Source organism: Lacinutrix gracilariae (assembly GCF_042684485.1).
Classification (GTDB): Bacteria; Bacteroidota; Bacteroidia; order Flavobacteriales; family Flavobacteriaceae; genus Oceanihabitans; species Oceanihabitans gracilariae.
The window spans coordinates 701,223-723,122 of sequence record NZ_JBHULM010000011.1 but is presented as its reverse complement, the minus strand read 5'-3'; the positions used below and the strand labels follow the sequence as shown (position 1 = coordinate 723,122).

The 21,900-nt window shown below is 32.3% G+C and carries 16 protein-coding genes; 3 read left to right on the top strand and 13 right to left on the bottom strand.

Features of this window, described 5'->3' with window-relative positions; all coding sequences use genetic code 11:
- Nucleotides 1–271 precede the first annotated feature (271 nt).
- The 7 genes from ACFSSB_RS10295 to ACFSSB_RS10265 form a co-directional block, all read right to left on the bottom strand.
- On the bottom strand, nucleotides 272–643 hold the full coding sequence (locus ACFSSB_RS10295; protein WP_379903862.1) for a cupin domain-containing protein: 372 nt from the start codon (nucleotides 641–643) through the stop codon (nucleotides 272–274).
- An 18-nt stretch (nucleotides 644–661) separates the two neighbouring features.
- The gene (locus ACFSSB_RS10290) at nucleotides 662–2,950 is read right to left on the bottom strand and encodes a heparinase II/III domain-containing protein (protein ID WP_379903860.1); all 2,289 of its coding nucleotides are present in this window, start codon (nucleotides 2,948–2,950) and stop codon (nucleotides 662–664) included.
- A 6-nt stretch (nucleotides 2,951–2,956) separates the two neighbouring features.
- Nucleotides 2,957–5,299 carry a polysaccharide lyase 6 family protein gene (locus ACFSSB_RS10285; protein ID WP_379903858.1) on the bottom strand — a complete coding sequence of 781 codons (2,343 nt, stop codon included), beginning with the start codon at nucleotides 5,297–5,299 and terminating at the stop codon, nucleotides 2,957–2,959.
- Nucleotides 5,300–5,414: 115 nt separating this feature from the next.
- Nucleotides 5,415–6,689 (bottom strand): Nramp family divalent metal transporter, encoded by a 1,275-nt coding sequence (locus tag ACFSSB_RS10280; protein WP_379903856.1) that lies wholly within the window; start codon nucleotides 6,687–6,689, stop codon nucleotides 5,415–5,417.
- A gap of 64 nt (nucleotides 6,690–6,753) precedes the next feature.
- A complete protein-coding gene (gene gndA / locus ACFSSB_RS10275; RefSeq protein ID WP_379903854.1) occupies nucleotides 6,754–8,637 on the bottom strand; it encodes an NADP-dependent phosphogluconate dehydrogenase in 1,884 nt (627 codons plus the stop codon).
- Between the two features lie 12 nt (nucleotides 8,638–8,649).
- Complete coding sequence (locus tag ACFSSB_RS10270) at nucleotides 8,650–9,696, bottom strand: polysaccharide lyase family 7 protein (RefSeq protein WP_379903852.1); 1,047 nt, start codon at nucleotides 9,694–9,696, stop codon at nucleotides 8,650–8,652.
- A 34-nt stretch (nucleotides 9,697–9,730) separates the two neighbouring features.
- Nucleotides 9,731–12,058, bottom strand: coding sequence for a chondroitinase-B domain-containing protein (locus ACFSSB_RS10265; protein WP_379903850.1), 2,328 nt, complete (start codon nucleotides 12,056–12,058; stop codon nucleotides 9,731–9,733).
- Between the two features lie 400 nt (nucleotides 12,059–12,458).
- Between ACFSSB_RS10265 and ACFSSB_RS10260 the strand changes: the two genes are divergently transcribed.
- Complete coding sequence (locus ACFSSB_RS10260; protein ID WP_379903848.1) at nucleotides 12,459–13,127, top strand: C40 family peptidase; 669 nt, start codon at nucleotides 12,459–12,461, stop codon at nucleotides 13,125–13,127.
- A 94-nt stretch (nucleotides 13,128–13,221) separates the two neighbouring features.
- On the opposite strand, the gene ACFSSB_RS10255 is transcribed toward ACFSSB_RS10260, so the two are convergent.
- The 5 genes from ACFSSB_RS10255 to metG form a co-directional block, all read right to left on the bottom strand.
- On the bottom strand, nucleotides 13,222–13,698 hold the full coding sequence (locus ACFSSB_RS10255) for a hypothetical protein (RefSeq protein WP_379903845.1): 477 nt from the start codon (nucleotides 13,696–13,698) through the stop codon (nucleotides 13,222–13,224).
- A 248-nt stretch (nucleotides 13,699–13,946) separates the two neighbouring features.
- Entirely contained in the window at nucleotides 13,947–16,064 is a 2,118-nt protein-coding gene (locus tag ACFSSB_RS10250) for a Tex family protein (RefSeq protein ID WP_379903843.1), read from the bottom strand.
- A gap of 82 nt (nucleotides 16,065–16,146) precedes the next feature.
- Nucleotides 16,147–16,932, bottom strand: coding sequence for a copper resistance protein NlpE N-terminal domain-containing protein (locus ACFSSB_RS10245; RefSeq protein ID WP_379903841.1), 786 nt, complete (start codon nucleotides 16,930–16,932; stop codon nucleotides 16,147–16,149).
- A gap of 31 nt (nucleotides 16,933–16,963) precedes the next feature.
- Entirely contained in the window at nucleotides 16,964–17,428 is a 465-nt protein-coding gene (locus ACFSSB_RS10240) for a hypothetical protein (RefSeq protein WP_379903839.1), read from the bottom strand.
- Between the two features lies 1 nt (nucleotide 17,429).
- Complete coding sequence (metG, locus tag ACFSSB_RS10235; RefSeq protein WP_379903837.1) at nucleotides 17,430–19,496, bottom strand: methionine--tRNA ligase; 2,067 nt, start codon at nucleotides 19,494–19,496, stop codon at nucleotides 17,430–17,432.
- Nucleotides 19,497–19,631: 135 nt separating this feature from the next.
- On the opposite strand from metG, the gene ACFSSB_RS10230 reads away from it, so the two are divergent.
- Together ACFSSB_RS10230 and ACFSSB_RS10225 are read left to right on the top strand one after the other, a co-directional pair.
- Nucleotides 19,632–20,663 (top strand): S66 peptidase family protein, encoded by a 1,032-nt coding sequence (locus tag ACFSSB_RS10230; RefSeq protein WP_379903835.1) that lies wholly within the window; start codon nucleotides 19,632–19,634, stop codon nucleotides 20,661–20,663.
- A 131-nt stretch (nucleotides 20,664–20,794) separates the two neighbouring features.
- Nucleotides 20,795–21,154, top strand: coding sequence for a YraN family protein (locus tag ACFSSB_RS10225; protein ID WP_379903833.1), 360 nt, complete (start codon nucleotides 20,795–20,797; stop codon nucleotides 21,152–21,154).
- Nucleotides 21,155–21,208: 54 nt separating this feature from the next.
- On the opposite strand, the gene ACFSSB_RS10220 is transcribed toward ACFSSB_RS10225, so the two are convergent.
- Nucleotides 21,209–21,895, bottom strand: coding sequence for a haloacid dehalogenase type II (locus ACFSSB_RS10220; protein WP_379903831.1), 687 nt, complete (start codon nucleotides 21,893–21,895; stop codon nucleotides 21,209–21,211).
- Nucleotides 21,896–21,900 lie beyond the last annotated feature (5 nt).

Here is a 21,900-nt window from a genome sequence, read left to right as displayed (position 1 = left end):
TGATAACTTCCCGTCAAAGAAGTATTTTTTCAAAAAAAGGATAGTGTTTACCTATCCTTTTTTTATTGGTTATAATTATAAAAATAATTGGTTAACCAGATTGGTTTACCAAATATATATAAAATTTTGTTAAATACAACGTTTTCGTAAATTTTATATGTTAAAATAGAAGATGTTTGAGTTAAAATAGCAAACACTTTCTGTTTCTGTAAGAATTTTACTACAAAAATGTAAAGTCCTCACGTTTAGTGGTTTTGGTTTTTGTTTATTACTATTTATCACCAAAATAAGATACCTCACCACCACTTAAGAAATCTTCTCTTACAGGGCTAAACGTATCAATAAGTTCACCTTCTTCTAGGCAAACTGCGCTATGTAGTAAGTTAGGTTCAATGTATACACCATCTCCAGCTTCTACAATATGTTTTTCGCCATCAATTTCAAATTCAAATTTTCCAGATACACAGTAAGTCGCTTGTGTGTGAAAATGTTGGTGTGGTGCACCTAATGCTCCTTTGTCAAATTTTACTCTTACCATCATGATTTGGTTATCATAACCTAAGAACTTTCTAGAAACTCCTCCGCCAAGTTTTTCCCATTCCATGTCTTTTGTGACAATGTACTTTTCGCTAAATCTTTTCATAATTTTAATCGTTTTTATTTATTTGAAATAATAAGAACCTGACCACTCATAATTCTTATCGTTAATTTTTAATGTATGTTTTGCTTCTTTTGATGCGTTATTGTTTGCTAGTATTAATACTTTAGAAACACCAGATTTTAATTGTAACTCTAAGGCTGTGTATTTTTTGTTGTCTAATAATACTTTTATAGATTTAAAAGAACTGTATGCGTTGTTTGCTTTTTCAGAGATTGGATTATAATCACCATGAGATTCAATTATTGAAGCAAATACAGTAGCTTTTGTATTTTTCTTTCTTAATATTATTGAAGGATCTCTTCTTAGGTTGAATTCTGGATCGTTGGCACCAATTCTAGCTAAAATAATAGCATCTTCATTAGTAGTTGCAGCTGTAATACTATAAAATTTTCTATTATTTAACCAGGTAAATTGAATGTTATCTGCTTTTGCTTGACTTTGTGTTTCTTTCCAAAGGTGGTGGTAACCGTTTTTGGTTCCTAATGGTGTTAAGCTTTTAGGTGCTTCGGTTTTAAAACTTGTTGCTATTATTTGACCAAAATAATAATATGGTAAATCATATTGGTTTGGCTTTTCTGAGGTTACTTTAAAAAGATCGATTACATATGGTATGTCTACTGTAGCGTCTTTTACTAGAAGCATGGTACGATGAAAGTTAGTTCCTGGATAGGCATTTGTTTCTGTAGCACTCATGATTTGTACTTCAGGATTTGAAGCATCAAAGAGATATTTTTCAGAATGATTATTACTTCCTATTTCAAAATCATTATTAAAATGAGAGGTTTCGTTTTGCGTTACTGTATTATGCGCGATGGTTTGTTTGGCAAATGTTTTATTTTCTTTTAAATAACCACCTCCATTTTTCTGCTCTACATTTACAAATCTAGATAAACCGTAATCTTGTAATACTTCTTCGCCATTTTCATAAAGTGAAAACGATAACTTGTCATAATGACCATGACTTAAACCTTGTCCTGTATACTTCATTACTAATGCCATGGTGTTGTTGCTGTCATTATATCTTAAAATACCAACAGCTCCTTCGTCACCATTTGCACCATCAGAAAGTTCTATAGATTTTTTAAGGAAAGGTTTTTCTTTTCCATCACGTAAGCCAATAGCAACTGCTAGTCCTGAAGCGTTTAATTGTACAGCGTTTTGTGCTTTTGCTACAGATAGTAGTTCTGGTTTTTTGTTTCCGTGGTAATAGCTAATATCTACAACAGATACTAAGGATGCTGTGTAATATGACATTCCTTTTTGTCCATCATTTAAAGGAAAGAATTCGCCATCTGCATCTGTTAAGTTAATAAGTGCGTCTACTGCTTTTAGTAGTACAGCGTCTTTGTATTCAAAAATCTTTAATTCTGGTTTTTTATTTTGAAGCGCTTCTGCAAATATCATAAATGGATACATAGCATAGCGTTGGTAGTAAGGTCCTTCGGTATAAAAACCATCTGGTGAAAACGGACTGTCTAAATTTGCTAAAAAGCCAGCTTTACCGTCTTTATCATAGATATAACCACCATCATTATCTATGGCATTGGTATCTATATCTAGATCTTTAAGTCCGTATAATGCACGATTAACTAATTCTTCATCATCCATAACTAAACCAATCATACCAACGGAAACATTTCCCCAAGTACTATGGTTATGAATACGGTTGAAGTATTTTGGTGTTTCTATAGATAAGAAGTCTGCATATGGTCTAAATAAATTTTTATTTAAATAGTCGCTTTGTTCTTTTGGTAGCCAATCGTAAATACAATCATATGCCTGACTAGTATAAGTTAGCCAGTTAGAATCGTTAAGACATTGCCAGAAAAATTTACCTCTAGCATAAGAGCGTTCCTGCGGATGACGACCTAAGGTAGGATATAGTTTGGCGTATTCTAGTAACATGTCTCTTACGTAAATAGCGTATTTTTCATCTTCTAAAAGTTGAAATAATACACCTGCTTTTTGCATGTTTTTATAATTAGCAGTGTGTTGCGAATGCGTGTAACCTCCAGCCATGTCTTTAGGTACAGGCACATCAATACCTTCTTGAATGGCGAGGTCTACATCTTTTTGTGTAGCTGCTAAAGTTGCATCAAAAACAGGAACGTTTCCTAATTGCGATTTTATTTCAGCAACACTTTCTTGGGTTAATATTAAATTAGGATGGCTTCCTGTTTGTTTACTATTGGTTACAGATACCGATTTGCTTTCTTCTTTGCAAGATACTATGGTAAGTACTAGAGCTACTGTAGCTAATTTTAATATTCTGTTGTTTTTTAGTTTCATAGCTAGTTAGTTTTGCGAAATAATTCCTATTTCTTTTTGGTCTGTTCCTTTTTCTTTTAATGGAGAAGCGTTGGTAAGTTCAAAAGTCCCTTCTTTAAAAGTAGGAGCTATATTAAAAAGGTTTTCAATATTGTATTTTTCATCTCCTGAAACTTCAATTTTTCCTGATTTGTAGTAGTTATTATTAACCACATTTACAATAGGCTCACCAACTACTAAATGCATTTTTAAGCCATTCGTATTATTAAAGTTGTTGTTTTTAATGTCATTAACTTGAACACCATATAAAGACATTGCTGCTTGGTACTTGTTCTTTTTACCAAAACCAACATTGTTAAATACGTTGTGTTCGATTTCTAAAAATGGTCCAAAAGTACTTTCGTCTTTTCCACCTCTATATAAACGTAATGCAGCGCCTTGTACATCTGTAACTGTATTGTTTTTCATTATAAAATACTCTACGTTGTATGCACCAATATCATCTGTTTCTTTATCTAGCGCAGTAATATGACCAGTAATGTTTTTAAATTTAGAATTTTGAATGCTTATAGTGTCTGCAAAGGTTCCTTTAGAAACTCTAAGTACATCAAAAGAATGGTTTACTACAAAGTCTGTAAATTCACAATTATCTATAAACAGTTTGTAGTTTTCTATCATTGATTTTTTACTAGTGCTAATCACAGCATTTCCTGCATAATCAGGAGCACTTGCACCATCAAATTTTATGTTGTCTAGAGATAAGCTTCCTCCGTTTTGAATTTCTAAAGCCATCATACGTTCAAACAAAATAATAGGCTTGTCTTTTCCAGAAGCTTTTATAGTTAGAGGATGCTTTATTTTTGCAGCTTTAGTTAATAGGTAGGTTTCACCAGAAGTTAAGACTAATATATCTCCAGGATTTGAGTTTTTAGTCGCTTCATATAAAGTATTAATTCCTGATTCTACGGTTATGGTTTTTCCAGAATTTAAAGCAACGGTTTTGTCTTCTTTAGAGTACCAAGTTGTTCCTGTATTTTCTTTAGTTGCAATTTTAGGACTAATGGTAATCTTGTTTTTAATTTTATCTGAAGTAGGTATTAAAAAACCTTGTTCGTTTTTTACAAGTGTAATGTCTGCTTTTTCAAAGCCTTCTTGAATGCTTGTGGTATTGTTTTGCCCTAGTATATTATCTTTAAACGTAATTCCGCTAATATCATCATATACTGTAAAGATGTCTTTTGGGTTTTCATTATAAAAAATGTTTTCTGAAATTTCTGAAGTACGAGGAGCTTGACTTCTTTCGGCATCACTTCCTGCGCATAATTGAATGTGCTCACAATTTACAAACGTATTGTTGTTTAATTTAGAATCTATTACAGGAACATATCTGTTTGGTGGTGAGTTTGGTACACCATTCATCATTACAAATGCACCTCTAAAACGATATCCTGTTAAGCCAATATGGTAGTTGTTGATAACGGTTTGACTTTCATTAATAATACGAACTCCTCCTGTGCTTGGTTTGTTGTTTCCAATAAATACATTTCCGTCTACCAATGTTTCATTTCCGTGACGCATGGTTAGTGTTCCTGTACACTCAAAAAAGGTGTTGTATTTAAAGGTGTTTTGGCACGATTTGTTAGAAATGATTTCGTGCTCTCCATTGGTTCTATCAAAATAGTTAGATTCAACCAAAGTATTGGAGTTTTCTAAAGCATGATGGCTAGTACCTATTCTTAAGGTTTCTCCACCATTGTTACCAAAAGTAGGACGAGGACCAAAATAGTTATGGTCAATTTTGTGGTTGTTGGCAACACTTTCTTTAGTGTCTAAACCAACAATCATGGTTACTCCTAAATTCTTTTTACCTACTATGTGGTTGTGGTCTATTCGGTTATTTTTTCCGTAGATAGTAATCCAATAATCTTGAACGTGACGTTCTGGGTTGTTGTAATTATCAATAACACATTCTGTTAATCTTGTGTTGTTAGCAATTTCTTTTTTGTTTTTTCGGAAAGAAATAACTGCATTTGTTGGTGTATAACCGTTTTTAAAAACAAGTCCTTCTACTATTAAGTGTTCACCAGCAAGTTGTAAATTAGATGCACCTTCTAAAGTTACTTTTCCTTTTTCTTCAACAGTAAGTGTAATAGGCTCATCTGCAGTACCATTTCCTTCAAAAACAAGTTCTGCATCTTTCCATACACCATTAGCCATGGTAATAACATCTCCAGGATTTGCATTTTTAACAGCGTTATTAAACTCTGTGGTGTTTTTAACTAGTAAAGGGTTGGTATTGTTTTCTTTACAAGAAAATGTTAAGAGTAAAATTAAGACTGAAACACAAGAAAACTTTAGTTTATTTTTCATAAATAATTGGTTTACCAAATTGGTTTACCAATATACGTGAATTTTAAACCTATGCAAAATAATCTATAGAGATTTAACTCAAACCTATGCTATTTTGATAATTACTGATCTTGTTTTAAAAATATTCTGTTAGTGCTATTATACCATTATAAGATATAATACAAGCAAAAAGGAGCGAGGCGAACAAACCAAAATTGACAAAAATGCTTGTTTTGTATCCTTGCATTATTTTTTTGTTGTTTACTATTAGTATAATACCTAGAATAACAATTGGTAAAACAAATACATTAAATACTTGAGATAGTATTTGAATTTCTATTGGATTTGCACCAAAGGCAGGACCAATTAAAGCTACCAAACAAGCAACAGCAGTAATAACTCTAAACTGTGTTGAGCTAGTATCTAATTCACCAGATTGGTAATCTGCTATTAATAATGGCGCTATTAAAAGGCAAGGAAAAATAGACGAAAGTCCAGCACTTAAAGCACCAAAAAAGAAAATAGAAACAGCCCATTTACCAGCTACAGGCTCTAAGGTGTTTGCCATATCTAATACTTGCGAAACCTCTTTACCTTGGTAGTATAATGCACCAGCTGCTACAGCCATAATAACACCACTAATAATGAATATTAAAATTGCAGCTGTAATAGAATCTTTTTTCTGTTGGTCTAAGTTTTTAATGGTCCATCCTTTACCTTTTACAAAAAGAGGTCTAGATAAAAATGTAGCAGAAGCCATAGTAGTACCAACAAAAGCAGCAACTAGCATTTTACCACCAGGAACATCTGGTATTGTAGGTACTAAACCTTTAACCACATCTATTGAAAGTGGTTGTACAAAACATAAGGATAGTATAAACGATAAACCCATTAAAGTCACAAAGATGACTAGTATTTTTTCGAAAAAAGTATATTTACCTACTAGCATTAATAGGTAAAAAGTAACAATAATAACAATGGCAGTAATTAAAACAACTTCATATTTATAAGCGCTTAATCCTTCAAAATTAATGGCTAATATTTCAAAAATAATATTGGAGGAGATCCCTAAAATACCCATTAGAGAATTCCATTGTCCAAAGGTGATACCTACAATAATTGCTATGGCTAAGATTTTTCCGAATTTAAAGTGTTTTTTAAATCCGTAAAGCGCAGTTTCTCCTGTTATTAAAGCATAATTACCATAAGCAAACATTAAAACTCCAGAAAAAAGACAACTAATTAAAAGTACCCATAATAATTGCATATTAAATTTGCTTCCTGCAACAATCATTGATGTTACACTACCTGTACCAATAGTATACCCAATAGCAAAAATACCAGGTCCGAACCCTAATATGATGGCTATAATTTTTTTAAGGAATGATTTATTTGGTGTTGTGGCATCCATAATATGAGCTTGTTTGTTTGTTTGTTTGTTTGTTTGTTTGTTTGTTGTTTAGTGGGTTCTTTTTTTAGTTCCAGTTGGTATGATGGCTTTTTCCTGATGTGTCATCAAGCCTTTGGTAGGTGTGTGCACCGAAATAATCACGTTGTGCTTGAATGACATTGGCTGAGGCGTAGGCTGTAGTTATTCCGTTAAAAAACTGAATAGCTTCTGCTAAAGCAGGACTTGTAATGTCATTAAGTACACATTGCGAGACTACCTTTTTAGTAGCAGGTTTGTATTGATTTACAAGCGCTATTAATTGCGGATTGGTTAAAATGTTGGTGGTATCTTTAAAGATGTCTACCAATTCTTCCATTAAGGTTGATCTAATAATGCAACCGTTGGTCCATATTCTAGCAATTTCGCTTAGGTTTAAATTCCATTCCATTTTATTGGAAGCTTCATCTATTAATTTAAAACCTTGATAGTGATTTATAATTCTTGCAAATTGATAAGCTTCTAAAACGTCTTTTGTACTAATTTGTAATTGGGAAGTAATTGTTTTTTCAAAGTGTGTATGTAGTTCTAGGCGTTCTTCTTTATAAAAAGAAGTATAGCGTGAAAATAGGGCAGAAGCAATTAGTGTACTTGGTACACCAAGTTCTGCAGATGCAATGGTTGTCCAGTTACCAGTTCCTTTATTTCCTGCTTTGTCTAGTATTTTATTTACTAGCCAATCGTCACCTTCCTTCTTTTTAAAAATAGCAGTAGTAATTTCTAATAAATAACTACTTGCGCTGTCTTTCCAGGTCTCTAATGTGTTGGAAATTTCATCAGGATTTTGACCTAAAGCTTTTAATATAGTTGCCACTTCTGCTAATAGTTGCATTTCTACATATTCTACACCATTGTGCACCATTTTTATAAAATGACCACTACCTTCTGGACCAACATAAGTACAGCAAGGTAAGTTGTTCTTGTCTTTAGCAGCAATAGTTTCTAAAAAAGGAGCTACTTTTTGGTACGCATCAGGATTTCCACTTGGCATGATGGAAGGACCTTTTAAAGCGCCTTCTTCACCACCAGAAACTCCTGTACCAATAAATTGAACGCCTTTAGTTTTTAAATAATCAAAACGCTCTTTGGTTTTTTTGTAGTTAGAGTTTCCGCCATCAATTAAAATATCATTTTCTGATAAATGTGGTAATAAGTCTTCAATTACGTAATCTATTGTTTTTCCTGCATTCACCATAAGCATTATCTTTCTTGGTTGTTGCAAAGAGTTTACAAAAGAAGCGATATCATCAAAGGCAGCAGCTTGTGAAAGTTCTGGATAATGCGCTTTAAAATTTTTGGCAACATCTTCTTCAATACCAGAAACATGTCTATTAAACATAGATATTTTGAATCCGTTATTTGCTAAATTTCTACATAGGCTTTTTCCCATTACTCCTAAGCCAAATAATCCAAATTCTGAAGTATTCATTAGTTCTTGTTTTATTTTTTTAATAATCTCTTCTGGTGTTAAGCTAATATCTACTTGTATAGCGTCTTTAGGATTTTCTAAAGTATCAAATTGCGACTTTAACAATTTAGAAGGCATAAAATGATTTGCTCTATTGTTTAGTCTTTCAAAAATTTGATTAAAAGTACCAGCTAAATGTATCCATTCTGTATCTTTTTGTATGCTATTGCTTAAAGTATCACGATACTTTTGTTTTAAAGCAGAACATACAATAACGCAGCTATTTTTTTCAAGCTGCTTTTTAGCTAATTGGTTTAAGGTTTCCAGCCAACCTTGTCTATCCTCATCATTTAAAGATTGACCACTAGACATTTTTGTAATGTTGCTTTCTGGATGAAAATCGTCCCCATCAAAAAAAGGAACGTTTAAATCTTTAGCAAGTAATTTTCCTATTGTGCTTTTTCCACAACCAGAAACTCCCATTACAAATATTACTTTTTTCAATGTTTTCTGTTTTTATTCATTAGGGTTTGTACCTTCTCCTACTGTAGCCTCTTTAAACCATACTTCGGCATAACAACCGTTTGCGTATTGTTTGGCGATATCTCCATTGTAAGTTTCAGAACCTGTATACCACACGATGTTTTCTTCTGGGTTTTTACCATTGGTTTGGTTGTAAGCACCTTGTTTAAAGAAGTTTATTTCACCAGCATAAGCGCTGTCACGTTCTACACCATCACGACTAATGGCAGCGTATAGTTTCCAGATTTGTTCTGGAATATCTTTTTTAGTAGTAAAGTCTGATTGTAATAAGTTTTTGGTGAATTTTACCGTTTCGTGTCCTTCACTTGTAAAGGTAAGATACATGATACCTTTGTATACGTTTATTTCGTAACTAAAGGTTTCGCCTAAAGCAATACCATCTTTTGGTTCTTCAGGATAGGTGTTAGGAGTTGTACCAACAACAGACATATCATTTCCCCAAACTGCAGTAGAGTAATCCCAACGTGTAGAGTTGTCTTCACCATCTGTATTAATTTCATAATTCCAAAATACAGAACCTTTAGTGTGTCCAGGGAATTTTTTGTAGAAGATTTTTATAGGTTCGTTTTCGTGACCTTCATCACTATGAATTTGACCAACTACTACAGAGTAAGATGCTGCAACTCTAGCGTCACCAGAAGTAGAAACGTGCTGTACTTTTAATGTTCCTGTTAGTTTACCACCAACTTCTGGAATCCAGTGTTTTTTCTGACCTAATTCTGTTCTTGTATTGCTTGATGTACGCGATGTGATTCCTGAATTTGGTGTTTTGTACACTACCCAATCTGTATTGTTTTCATGTGCTACATAAAAGAAATCTTCTTTAGCATAATTAACTAATGAATCTTCATAAGTTCCGTCTCCTAAAAGAATTTTCCACTCATCCATAAACGGAATAACATCACTAGGATACTTGGCTTTCTTTGCTGTTTCATTTTTTACAGTAGTCTCTGTATTTGTATTGTTTTTACAAGCAACGATAAGTAAAAATGTAAAGACTGTAAATAGTGTTTTTTTCATGTTAAGCGTTTATGTTTGTTAGGTGAAACTTATGTTAGTACATTAACTTCATCACTAAGTTTTCTTCGGTTTTGATTTGTCCAGAATTAGTTATTGTGTTGTTTGATGCTACATTGTTTTTTGCTCCCCAAAGTATAGAAACAAATTGTACGTTGTTGTTTTTAAACGTATTGTTACTAATCGTTACATTTACAATTCCGTTGTGGTTTAGCAGTCTTTTATTTCTTTCATTTGCGCCACAATTAGTAAATGTACTGTTGGTTATTAATAGGTTTCCGCCAATGGTAGACTCATCATAACCACCTCTATAATAATCTACAACGTTTTGTTTTACGTTATTGAAGTTACAGTTTTTAATGGTTAAATATTCTGTATTATAATCGCCTTTATCATTGGTTTCTTCAGATAACTCTATACCATTTTCACAGCTGGAAATAGAAGTGTTTTCAAAGGTAATACGCTCTGAAAATGATTCTTTATACACTTTTAAAACATAATTAAAATTGCTGATTTCTGTATTAGAAACTGTTAAGCCAAAGTGGTTTGCCATATTTTCTTTTAAGCTAGCAAACGCATAATTAGAATTGTTTCCTTGTAGAATAAGGTTGTTAAGGCTTAGTTTTCCTTTAGATTGTAATGAAAATAATGGTGTGTTTGCTTCGCCAGAATAAACCAGTTGCGCTTTTGTGTTATCTTGAGATTGAATAGTTATGGTTTTATCGATAACTAAAGATTTGTTTAGTGTATGTACACCTTCCGCTACAGCGATAATATCACCATTATTCGCTTGGTTTATTTTAGTTTGTAAATCTTCTGCTTTAGTTACAATATGTGTTGTTGGGTCTTTAGTTTCTGCAATGTTAGAAAACCAAGAGGTACCATATTTTGACTTGTCTAAAATATTTGGGTTGGCAACATCTGCATTTACAACAGCACCTATGGTGTTGCTGTCTTTTCTTGAATTACCAAATAAATCGGTTTTAATAGTATTAAAGTCGAAACCATTAAAAGCTTTTATTTCTGAAGGAATTCCTGTTGGAATAAAAATATTATCGGATACTTTTTTTAATTCTAAAGACAAAGCAATAATGCCACCATTAAAATCTGGAAAAGCTAAACCTTGATTGTCAACAATGTTGCTTTTAAAAGTAACACCATCTGCTTTATCATTTTCTATAACAATATTTTCTAAGCCTTTTTGGTTATAGATCACATTATTAGCAAGTGTTGTTCTAATGGCTCTTGCAGATCGTATTTCAGATTTTGGTAAAACGTCTGCTTGTGCAATGTTAGTACCTACACCAAATTGCCAAGGCGAACTACAGTTTACATACGTGTTGTAAGCGACTACTACATCTGTTACTTGGTTGTAACGGTTTAAAGGCGATTTAGGTATACCATTCATTACAGCTAAAGGGCTTCTAAAACTGGTTCCTATTAAGTTGAAAAAATAGTTATTGGTAACCCAATGTCCTGTGTTTATAATACGAATTCCGCCAATGTTTTTATTGATACCATCTCCTATAAAATAGTTGCCATCAATAATGCTATAATTACCATGACGCGTAACTAAAGAGCCTTCGCTTTTGTAAAACACATTGTTTCTAAACTCATTAAAGTTGGTTTTACTAGAAATAATTTCTACTTCACCATTGCATTCTTCAAATAGGTTATTTGCAACCAAAGTATGACTTGGTGACATAGAAGTGTAGCTGTTTCCTAGTTGAATGGTTTCTCCGCTTGGACCTCCTTTTACAGGTCGTGGACCAAAATGATTATTAATTATTTGATGGTAATTATTAATACTTTCAATACCTTCAATGCTTACTCTTACTGTAGGACCTCTATTTGTTTTTCCTGCAATGTAGCAATTGCTTAGCTCGTTGTTTCTTCCCCAAAATTGTACCCATAAATCGCTGTTATCTCGTTTAGGTTTGTTAAAATCTTCAATAACAGAATTGGTTAACTTACAATGGTATGCTATTTCATCAAGTGTATCTTTATTGCTTATTTTAAAATCTACTACTGCGCTTGAAGGTGAAAAACCGTTTTTAAAATGTAAACCTTCCGCTACTAAATATTCACCACCAAATTTTAAATAAGATTGTCCTTCAATGCTTACTTTTCCAGCTGTTTCTGCTTTTAAAGTAATTGGGTTTTCTTTGGTTCCTTTTGCTCTAAAATTAATTTCAACATCTTTATAAATACCATTAGCTAAAACAATATTGTCTCCAGGATTGGCTTGATTAATTGCAGTATTTAGTTCTTCAATATTAGTTACTTTAATAAAGTTGTTTTTTGTTTCTTCTTTACAAGCTATAAGCAGTATGGATAAAAATAGAATACAAACTGTTTTTTTCATAACTAATGAATTAGGTTGTTGTTTTAAAAAAGAAAAAAGGGCTTTTGTTTTTTAAAGACCTTTTTAGTTTTATTATTTAGTTTCTAACGCTTAAAATTTTACTCTTTTACACAAGTAAAGCACTAGTATTTGTGCGTATTTTATTGTTTTCTTGTTTAGAATAATTTTTAAAAAACCATTTGTTTTAAGTTGTTGTGGTTTTGAAAAAAATCAATAGAAATACAAATTGGTTAACCAGATTGGTTTACCAAAAATAGAGATATTTATTTAATTCGCAAATAATTATTAATAAAATTTACAATTAAGCAGTTTGTAATACCTTTTTTTATTAAATTTATTAAAGAAATTTCTTTCCCTAACTTTTTAATAGCAGCTTAAAAAACGTTTAAATTATATATATATGTTAGGTGATACTTTAAAAATTGCATTTGGCGAATTAGGCCAAAAAGAAATTAGTGGTTCTGCTCATAACGAGCGTATTTTAGAATACCAAGAAATGACAGGTTTAGATTTTGGTAATGATGAGGTTGCTTGGTGCAGTATTTTTGCAAATTGGGTTGCTTTACAGGCAAATTTAGAAATGTCTAATAGCGCAATGGCCAGAAGTTGGTTGCAGGTTGGTAAAAAAACGACTTGGCCACAACCAGGAGATATTGTTGTTTTTTGGCGTACAGATATTAATAGCCTTTTTGGGCATGTTGGTTTTTTTCTGGGTTACACCAAAAGTGGAAAGTCTATTTATTGTCTTGGCGGAAATCAAAATGACGAAGTGAATATTCAAACGTTTCCTTTAGATCGCATTATTGAATTTAGAAGTTTAACAGATAATCTAGATGATGATTTAGAAATACCAACAGGATATTTAAGAAAAGGAGATAGTAGTGATACAGTGAAGCTTTTACAGCAGATATTAATAAAGCTAAATTACTTAACAGGAACTGCTGATGGTATTTTTGGACCAAAAACAGAAACAGCTCTTTTAGAATTTCAAAAAGATAATGCTATAACAGTGGATGGTATTTATGGTAGTGAGTCTAGAGAAGCCTTAACCCATATTTTGAATACCTAAACCTATAAAACTCTTGTTAGGAAAAGGTGCTTTTTTTGTCTATTTTACAAATGAGTTACTTCAATGTAATGTTGTACAGAAACGCAAGGTAAGTCTATAGCGCTTGCTTTTTAACAAAATTCATTTTAAGTGTATGAGGTTCGTTATTTACCCAAGCAGTATGGTTCCATTGCATGGTGTTATCAGAAATTTTAGTTATTTTAATTTTAAAGCTTTCTGTTTCTCCATTGTTTTTTAGTGTTTTTAAAACAACGTCATACTGACCTTCTTGCTTTGAAGATTTACTAATATCAAAAGATATGTTTCTTTTTCCGAAGGAGCAATAAAGATCATTTATAGCGTAGGTTCCTGTGTTGTTTAATTCACTAAACCTCCAAAGGCTTTGTTCAAAACAAAAATTAGTTACATCATTAAAAAGCGTAATTCTATCATAAAAATCTGGTTCAACGTAAGATACTTTATCTAGTAACCAGTAGTCTTTAAGTATTCTTTCTGAAGCTGTATTATTAGATGGCTTGAATGCACATAATACAAGGCATGTTAAGGGAATGAAGATTAGTTTTTTAATCATTTTGCTATTCATTTACTAGCAGTAACAACATTTAAATTATTAAAAAACCAGACCCCTTTTTCTAGTAATTTGATAGTTTAAAAAATGTTTTTATTAAATGTTTAATGAAAATTGCTTTTTGTTAAACATTTAAAAGCTTTGGTTAGGGAAAATGTGTTTTTTTGTCAAACATTTAATCGACAAAGTGCGAATATAACACATTAACGGTAAATTTTGTAATATAAACCTTGTTTTTTTTGTTTTAAAAATTAATGGTGAAGTTTTAATTGAATGCGCTTTCTAACCACATCGACTTCAAGAACTTTTACAATAATTTGCTGATGAAGGTGCACATGCTCATTTACATCTTTTACAAAAGCGTCTGAAAGATTAGAAACATGTATTAAACCACTTTCTTTAATACCAACATCAACAAAGCAACCAAAATTGGTAATATTATTTACAATTCCTGGTAATAATTGACCTTCTCTAAGGTCGTTAATGGTTTTAATGTTTTGATTAAAAGTAAAAACTTTGGCTTCTTCTCTAATATCTAAACCAGGTTTTTCAAGCTCCTTAATGATATCTTCAAGAGTAAATAATCCTATGGTTGCAGAGCTGTAGTTTTTTAAATTTATTTGTTTTAGTAAGTCTGTGTTTCCTATTAAATCTTCTACAGAAGTATTTAAGTCTTTAGCCATTTTTTGTACAATCTTATAACTTTCTGGATGTACCGCAGAATTGTCTAATGGGTTTTTGGCATCTTTAACTCTTAAAAAAGCAGCACCTTGCTCAAAAGCTTTATTTCCTAACCTTGGTACTTTTTTTATTTCATTTCTTGAAGCAAATACACCATTTTCATTTCTATATTTAAAAATATTTTCTGCTAATTTTGGTCCAATACCAGAAACGTAACTTAGTAAGCTTTTGCTGGCAGTGTTGATATTTACACCAACTGCATTTACACAATTTTCAACAACAACATCTAATTGTTTTTGAAGTTTGGTTTGGTCTACATCATGTTGGTATTGGCCAACACCAATAGATTTTGCATCAATTTTTACTAGCTCTGCTAAAGGATCTTGTAAACGTCTACCAATAGAAACCGAACCTCTTACTGTAACATCATAATCTGGAAACTCTTCACGAGCAATTTTAGATGCCGAATAAATACTTGCGCCAGCCTCACTAACCACAAATACCTGAATGTCATTTTTAAAATGAATTTTTCTAATCAAGGCTTCGGTTTCTCTTGAAGCGGTTCCGTTACCAATAGCAATAGCTTCAATTTTATAGGCATCTGCTAAAGAGCTAATTTTTTTCATGGCACCAATACTATCGTTTTTTGGAGGATGCGGATAGATGGTTTCATTGTACTTTAGTTGTCCTTGTGCATCTAGGCACACCACTTTGCAACCTGTTCTAAATCCAGGATCTATGGCAAGTACACGTTTTTGACCTATTGGTGAACCTAATAAAAGTTGCTTTAAATTTTTTGCAAATACTTGTATTGCAGCTTCATCTGCTTTGTCTTTTGCATGTTGTAAGGCTTCATTAGATAAAGAAGGTAAAAGCAAACGTTTGTATGCATCTGCTATTGCTATTTCTATTTGCTCTGCACAAGCATTATTAGATTTTATAACTCGGTTTTCTATTTTTTGTAAAGCACGTTCTTTGTCAATTTCAATTTTTACACGAATAAAACCTTCTGTTTCTGCTCTTAAAATAGCAAGTAATCTGTGTGAAGGTATTCGGTTTAAAGATTCTTCCCAGTCAAAGTAATCTCTAAATTTTTGTGCTTTTTCTTCCTCTTCTTTCGTTTTTATCACTTTCGTGGAAATCATTGCGTAACGCTCCAACTGGTTTCTAAGATTGTTTCTTATGTCTGTACGCTCATTAATCCACTCTGCAATAATATGTCTTGCTCCTTCTAAAGCATCATCAACAGAGTTGATTTCTCCTTTTACATATTTAAAAGCAATGGCTTCTATATTAGAAGCATTTTGGCTCATGATAATTTTTGCCAAAGGTTCTAATCCATTTTTTCTAGCTGTTTCAGCTTTTGTTTTACGTTTCTTTTTAAAAGGTAAGTAAAGGTCTTCTAAAGTGGTTAAGTCTTGGGCCTTTTCTATTTTAGTTTTTAGTTCTGTAGTTAAAACATCTTGTTCTTCTAAAGCTTTTAAAATGGCAGTTTTTCGTTTTTCTAAAGCTTCAAACTCTTCTTTGTATTTTACAATATCGCCAATTTGTACTTCGTCTAAATTTCCGGTACGTTCTTTTCTATAACGGGAAATAAAAGGTATGGTACAGTCTTCATTTAAAAGAGCAATGGTATTTTTAATTGAAGATTCTGGTAGTTGGGTTTTGGTTTGTATAAAAGAAATCATAATACAGTTTTAATGCTAGAAAAGTAATAAAAAAACCTTGTAGTTCTTGACTACAAGGTTTTTTGAAAAATAAGGAATATGTTTATTTAACAGCTTCAAAAACAGCTAAAGGAGTCATTTTTGCTCTGTTAAGTGTCATTTTATCTCCTTTAATAGCGTAGTTGTCTACTGTTTCAAGAATACTAAAAAACGTTTTTTCTGTGCTCATATCTGTACAGGCTTTTAAAGTTCCAGATACGTTAGATATGTTAATTTTATAACCATTTAGTGTTTCAAATCTTCCGTTGAAATTGTTACAAGATCCGTTTCCGTAAACTCTATTTTCTTCTTCAGAGAAAAAGATATATGCATCTGTGTTTTCTACTTTTTTACCAACAAGTTCCACAAGTCTCCATTTGGTTTTTGTAAAAGGAGTGGTTACTATGGTCGTATTTTGTTTTTTTAAGATATATTTTTTAGCCATTTTTCCAGTAATTTTATTACCAGATTTGTCTAATTGTGTTATAATGTTTTCAGTTACTAAAAACGAAGTTCTATTAGCATCAGATAGTACTATTATTCTTCCGTCTTCAGACCATTTAAAAATACCTTTACTTATACGTTCTGCATCTTCTTTACCTAAATAAGTGTCTGTAGCAATAAACGTTTTGTCTTTATTAATAGTAATGGTTTTTTGTATTCCTTCGCAATCTGCACAAGGGATTGTTCCTGTATAGGTACCTGGCCAATCTAATTTTATTTCACTATTATGCGCATCTGTTACTTTTTTACTGTCAACAGTAGTGTTGGTGTTTTCCTTTTTGTTAGAGTTGCAACTAGTAACTAAAATTAGTAGTACTGCTATTAATTTAATGCTTTGTAATTTCATTTTTATGCGTTTGTATTACGTGTTATTACTTTTAAGCTTTTTCAAATTGCATGTTAATGGTATAGCGTTTGTTTTTAACATAAACAACATAGTGCCATTGCATAGATGTATTTGTAAGCTCTGTTATTTTTATTCTATAATTATTGCTAAGCCCTTCTTTATTTTGTGTGTTTAAAACAATATGAGAGTATCCTGTTTTTTCTTCGGTTTTTAAAAACCTAAAAGACAGGTTGCGTTTGCCATAAGAACAATAAAGGTCATTTATAGCATACGTGCCATCGTTGTTTGTTGGGTTAAAATGCCAGCGACTATCTTTAAAACATTGGTTTGTTGCATCATTAAACAGTACAATTTTGTCATACCTATTTGGTTCAGCAAAAGAAACTTTTGTAAGTAACCAATCGTCTGAGAGATGAAACGTTGGTGTACTTGTTGTTCTTGTAGTTTTACAAGATGCAACTAGTAATATAAAAAGTAGCGCAGTTATTTTTTTCATCTTAGCTTATTTGTAAACCATTGCTAACAGCTTTGTCATCTGGATTTACAAATACCAATTTGCCTTCTGGAGTTTCTGTCATTAAAATCATACCTTGACTTTCTACACCACGAAGCGCTCTAGGAGCAAGATTAACTAAAACAGTTACTTTTTTACCTATAACTTCTTCTGCAGTAAAGCTTTCTGCAATACCAGAAACAATGGTTCTTACATCTATTCCTGTGTCTACTTTAAGCACTAAAAGTTTTTTAGTTTTTGGCATTTTTTCAGCTTCCAAAATGGTACCAACACGAATGTCTAGTTTTGTAAAATCATCAAAAGCAATAGTTTCTTTTTGAGGCTCTACAACCGCATTCGCTATTTCGTTTGCTTTTTTACTAGCTTCTAATTTATCTAGTTGTTTTTGTATGGTTGCGTCTTCAATTTTAGAAAAAAGTAATTCTGCTTTTCCTATTTGGTGTGCAGCTGGTAATAGAATTTCTTTTGTTGCAATATCATTCCAAGTAGATTCTGTATCCAATGCAGAAAGACAAAGTATACCTTTTAATTTATTAGAGGTAAACGGTAAAAACGGTTCACTTAATGTTGCTAAAGCAGATGCAATTTGCAATGCTACATACATAATGGTTTTGGTACGTTCTTCGTCTAGCTTAATAACTTTCCAAGGCTCTTCGTCTGCTAGGTATTTGTTTCCTAATCTAGCAAGATTCATTAATTCTTGACCTGCTTCTCTAAATCTATATCTTTCAATAGAGCTAGAAATTACATTAGGATATGCTTTTATAGCAGCTAGTGTTTCTTCATCTACTGCTGTATAATCACTAGGTGTAGGAACAATTCCGTTGTAATACTTATTGGTTAAAACAACTACACGATTGATGAAGTTTCCAAAAATGGCAACTAACTCGTTATTGTTTCTTGCTTGAAAATCTTTCCAAGTAAAATCATTATCTTTTGTTTCTGGTGCATTTGCTGTTAGTGCGTAACGCAATACATCTTGCTGACCAGGAAAATCTTTTAAGTATTCTGGTAACCAAACAGCCCAGTTTTTAGAGGTAGAAAGCTTTTTACCTTCTAGGTTTAAAAACTCATTTGCAGGAACATTATCTGGTAAAATATAAGAGCCTTCTGCTTTTAACATAGCAGGAAAAATAATACAGTGAAACACAATATTGTCTTTACCAATAAAGTGTACCATTTTGGTGTCTTTGTCTTTCCAGTATGGTTCCCAATCTTTTCCTTCGCGAGCTGCCCATTCTTTGGTAGAAGAGATGTAACCAATAGGAGCATCAAACCAAACGTAAAGCACTTTTCCTTCTGCGCCTTCCAGAGGTACAGGAATTCCCCAATCTAAATCTCTGGTTACTGCACGAGGACGCAAACCATCATCAATCCATGATTTTACTTGTCCGTACACATTAGGTTTCCAGTCTTTTTTATGCCCTTTTAAAATCCATTCGCGTAAAAACTCTTCATGTTTATTTAAAGGTAAAAACCAGTGTTTTGTTTGTTTTAAAGTTGGTGTGTTTCCTGTAATTGCAGATTTAGGGTTTATTAAATCTGTAGCATTATGGCTGGTTCCGCAGTTTTCACATTGGTCTCCATAACTTTCTTCATTACCACATTTTGGACAGGTACCAATAACAAATCTGTCTGCAAGAAATTGGTTAGCTTCTTCGTCATATAATTGTTCGGTAACTTCTTCAACAAATTCGTTTTTATTGTAAAGTGTTGTAAAAAACTCTGAAGCAGTATCGTGGTGAATTTTAGCCGAAGTACGTGAGTAGTTATCAAAAGTAATTCCGAATTCTTCAAAAGATTGTTTAATAATTGCGTGATATTTATCTACAATATCTTGAGGTGTAACGCCTTCTTTTTTTGCTTTAATAGTAATAGGAACTCCGTGTTCATCACTACCACAAATAAAAGCAACGTCGTTACCTGTTAAACGCATAAAACGTGCATAAATATCTGCAGGAACATAAACACCTGCTAAGTGCCCAATATGAATGGGACCGTTGGTGTAAGGTAAAGCTGCAGTAATAGTATATCTTTTAGGTGTACTCATTTTTATAATTTCTGTTAGGTCGAGCGCAGTCGAGACCTACTTTAAAACCTCTCGACTGCGCTCGAGGAGACAAATGGATGCCAATTAATTTTGAAGCTACAAAAGTACACATTTTAAGAGCGATTTAGAAAAAAAATGTACATTTACATTATGACTAAAAAAGGAATTTTATTACAGGTAATTTGTGTGTTTTTTTTCTTTGGAAACCTAAGTCTTTCTGCACAAAATTATAGCCTAAAAAAAACAACTACTTTGATACAACCAGATTATTTAAAAGCAGGAGATACTGTTGCTATTGTTGCTCCTTCAGGAATATTAAAAAACAGAAATTCTGAAGTAGAACAAGCTGTAAATCTGCTTAAAAGTTGGAATTTAAACGTGGTAGTTGGAGATCATGTTTTTAGTAAAGACAACCATTTTGCAGGAACAGATGCAGAGCGATGTGAAGATTTTCAGAAAGCATTAGACGATCCTACTATTAGTGCTGTTTGGAGTGCAAGAGGAGGTTACGGAACCGTTAGGATTTTAGATAAATTAGATTATACTAAATTTAAACAAAATCCAAAATGGATTATTGGATATAGTGATATTACAGCATTACATAATCAAGTGCACAACCAAGGATTTGAGTCTTTACATGCTATTATGTGTGTAAGTTTACCTAAAGATTTAAGCGAAATAAAAGAAAGTATAGCAAGTTTTAAAGATGCTCTTTTTGGTAAGCCAATAGCGTATACTTTAAAAGGTTCTGCTTATAACAAAATAGGAAAGGTAACAGCGCCAATTGTTGGTGGTAACTTAACTATTTTACATACTATGTTAGGTTCTAATACAAGTATAGATACTTCTGGAAAGATTTTGTTTATTGAAGAAATTGGCGAATATAAGTACCATATTGACCGAATGCTACAAAGCTTAAAACGCGCTGGTTATTTTGAAAATTGCAAAGGTGTATTGGTTGGTGATATGAGTAAAATGCGAAAAAACACTACACTTTGGGGAACTTCTGTTGAGCAACTTGTATTAGATGCGTTGGCAGAATACGATTTTCCTATAGTTTTTAATATGCCTGCAGGTCATGAAGAGGATAATCGTGCTTTAATTCTTGGTAGAAACGCTACTATTACTGTAGGAAAGGAAAAGAGTACTGTTGTTTTTGAAAATTAAAGAATTTAGGAATGAAGCAATTAAAATATTCGTGTATTCGTGGCAAAAATAAAAGCGTAATATAATAGGTTATTTGCTTTTGCGGATTAAAATTTGGTTGGTAGGATGCAATTCCTGCCTTTGTAGGCATTATGGCAGAACATAACGAACTTGGTAAAATAGGAGAGGAGTTGGCAGTAGAACATCTATTGCAAAAGGGTTATGAAATAATGGAGCGTAATTATAGATTTCAAAAAGCAGAAGTAGATATTATTGCCAAACAAAAAGAAACGCTTGCTATTGTAGAAGTAAAAACAAGATCTACTATTGATTTTGGTAATCCACAAGATTTTTTAAAACCAAAGCAAATACAACGTATAGTAAACGCAGTAGATCATTTTGTAAATGATAATAGCCTAGACGTAGAAGTGCGTTTTGATATTATTGCAATTGTTAAAACAGGTAACAAATTTGAAATAGAGCATTTAGAAAATGCTTTTTATCATTTTTAAAGCTCCTAGAAATAAGTGTCTTATTTCTGCAATGGTATTCTTGGTATGTTTTTACTATTTATAGCTAATAAGAATTTCTGCTACTTTTTTTAAATCTGTTTCATTAATTTCAGATTGTGGTGCTAACGGAAACACTTGCTGTCCTGGTCTGCTAACAAAGGCAGCTCTAAAACCAGCCCAAAGTGCTCCAGCAACATCCCAACCATGTGCTGCAATTAGCATACACTCTTCTGGTTTTACTTGCATGGTACTTGCTGCCCAATGATAGGTATCTGTAAAAGGTTTGAATTTTTGAACAGACTCAATACTTAATAAAGCGTCAAAATAAGAGGTTAAGCCAACGTTTTCAAACTTGTTTTTTAAACTTTCTTCAGAAGAGTTTGTAAGTGCTACTAACTTATAGCCTTTGTTTTTTAACGCAGCTAAAGCCTCTTTTACCTCTGGATGCACTGGTAAGTTTTGCATAGACTTTACTACAATTTCACGCGCTTTTTCTTGTGTAAGTGCAATGCCATTATTTGCAGCTACCATTTGTAAAGCTGCAGCTCCAATCTGGCCAAAAGGTTTGTATTGTTTGCTTGCAGACATTACCAAAGAATACTGTAACATAGTAGTAAACCACAAAGCTAATAGATCTTCTTTACCATTTAAAGCATCTCCTACTTGCTTTTTCATTATAGCAAGGTCTAAAAGGGTTTCGTTTACATCAAAGAATAATACTTTTGGTTTTACTTTTGTCATGATTT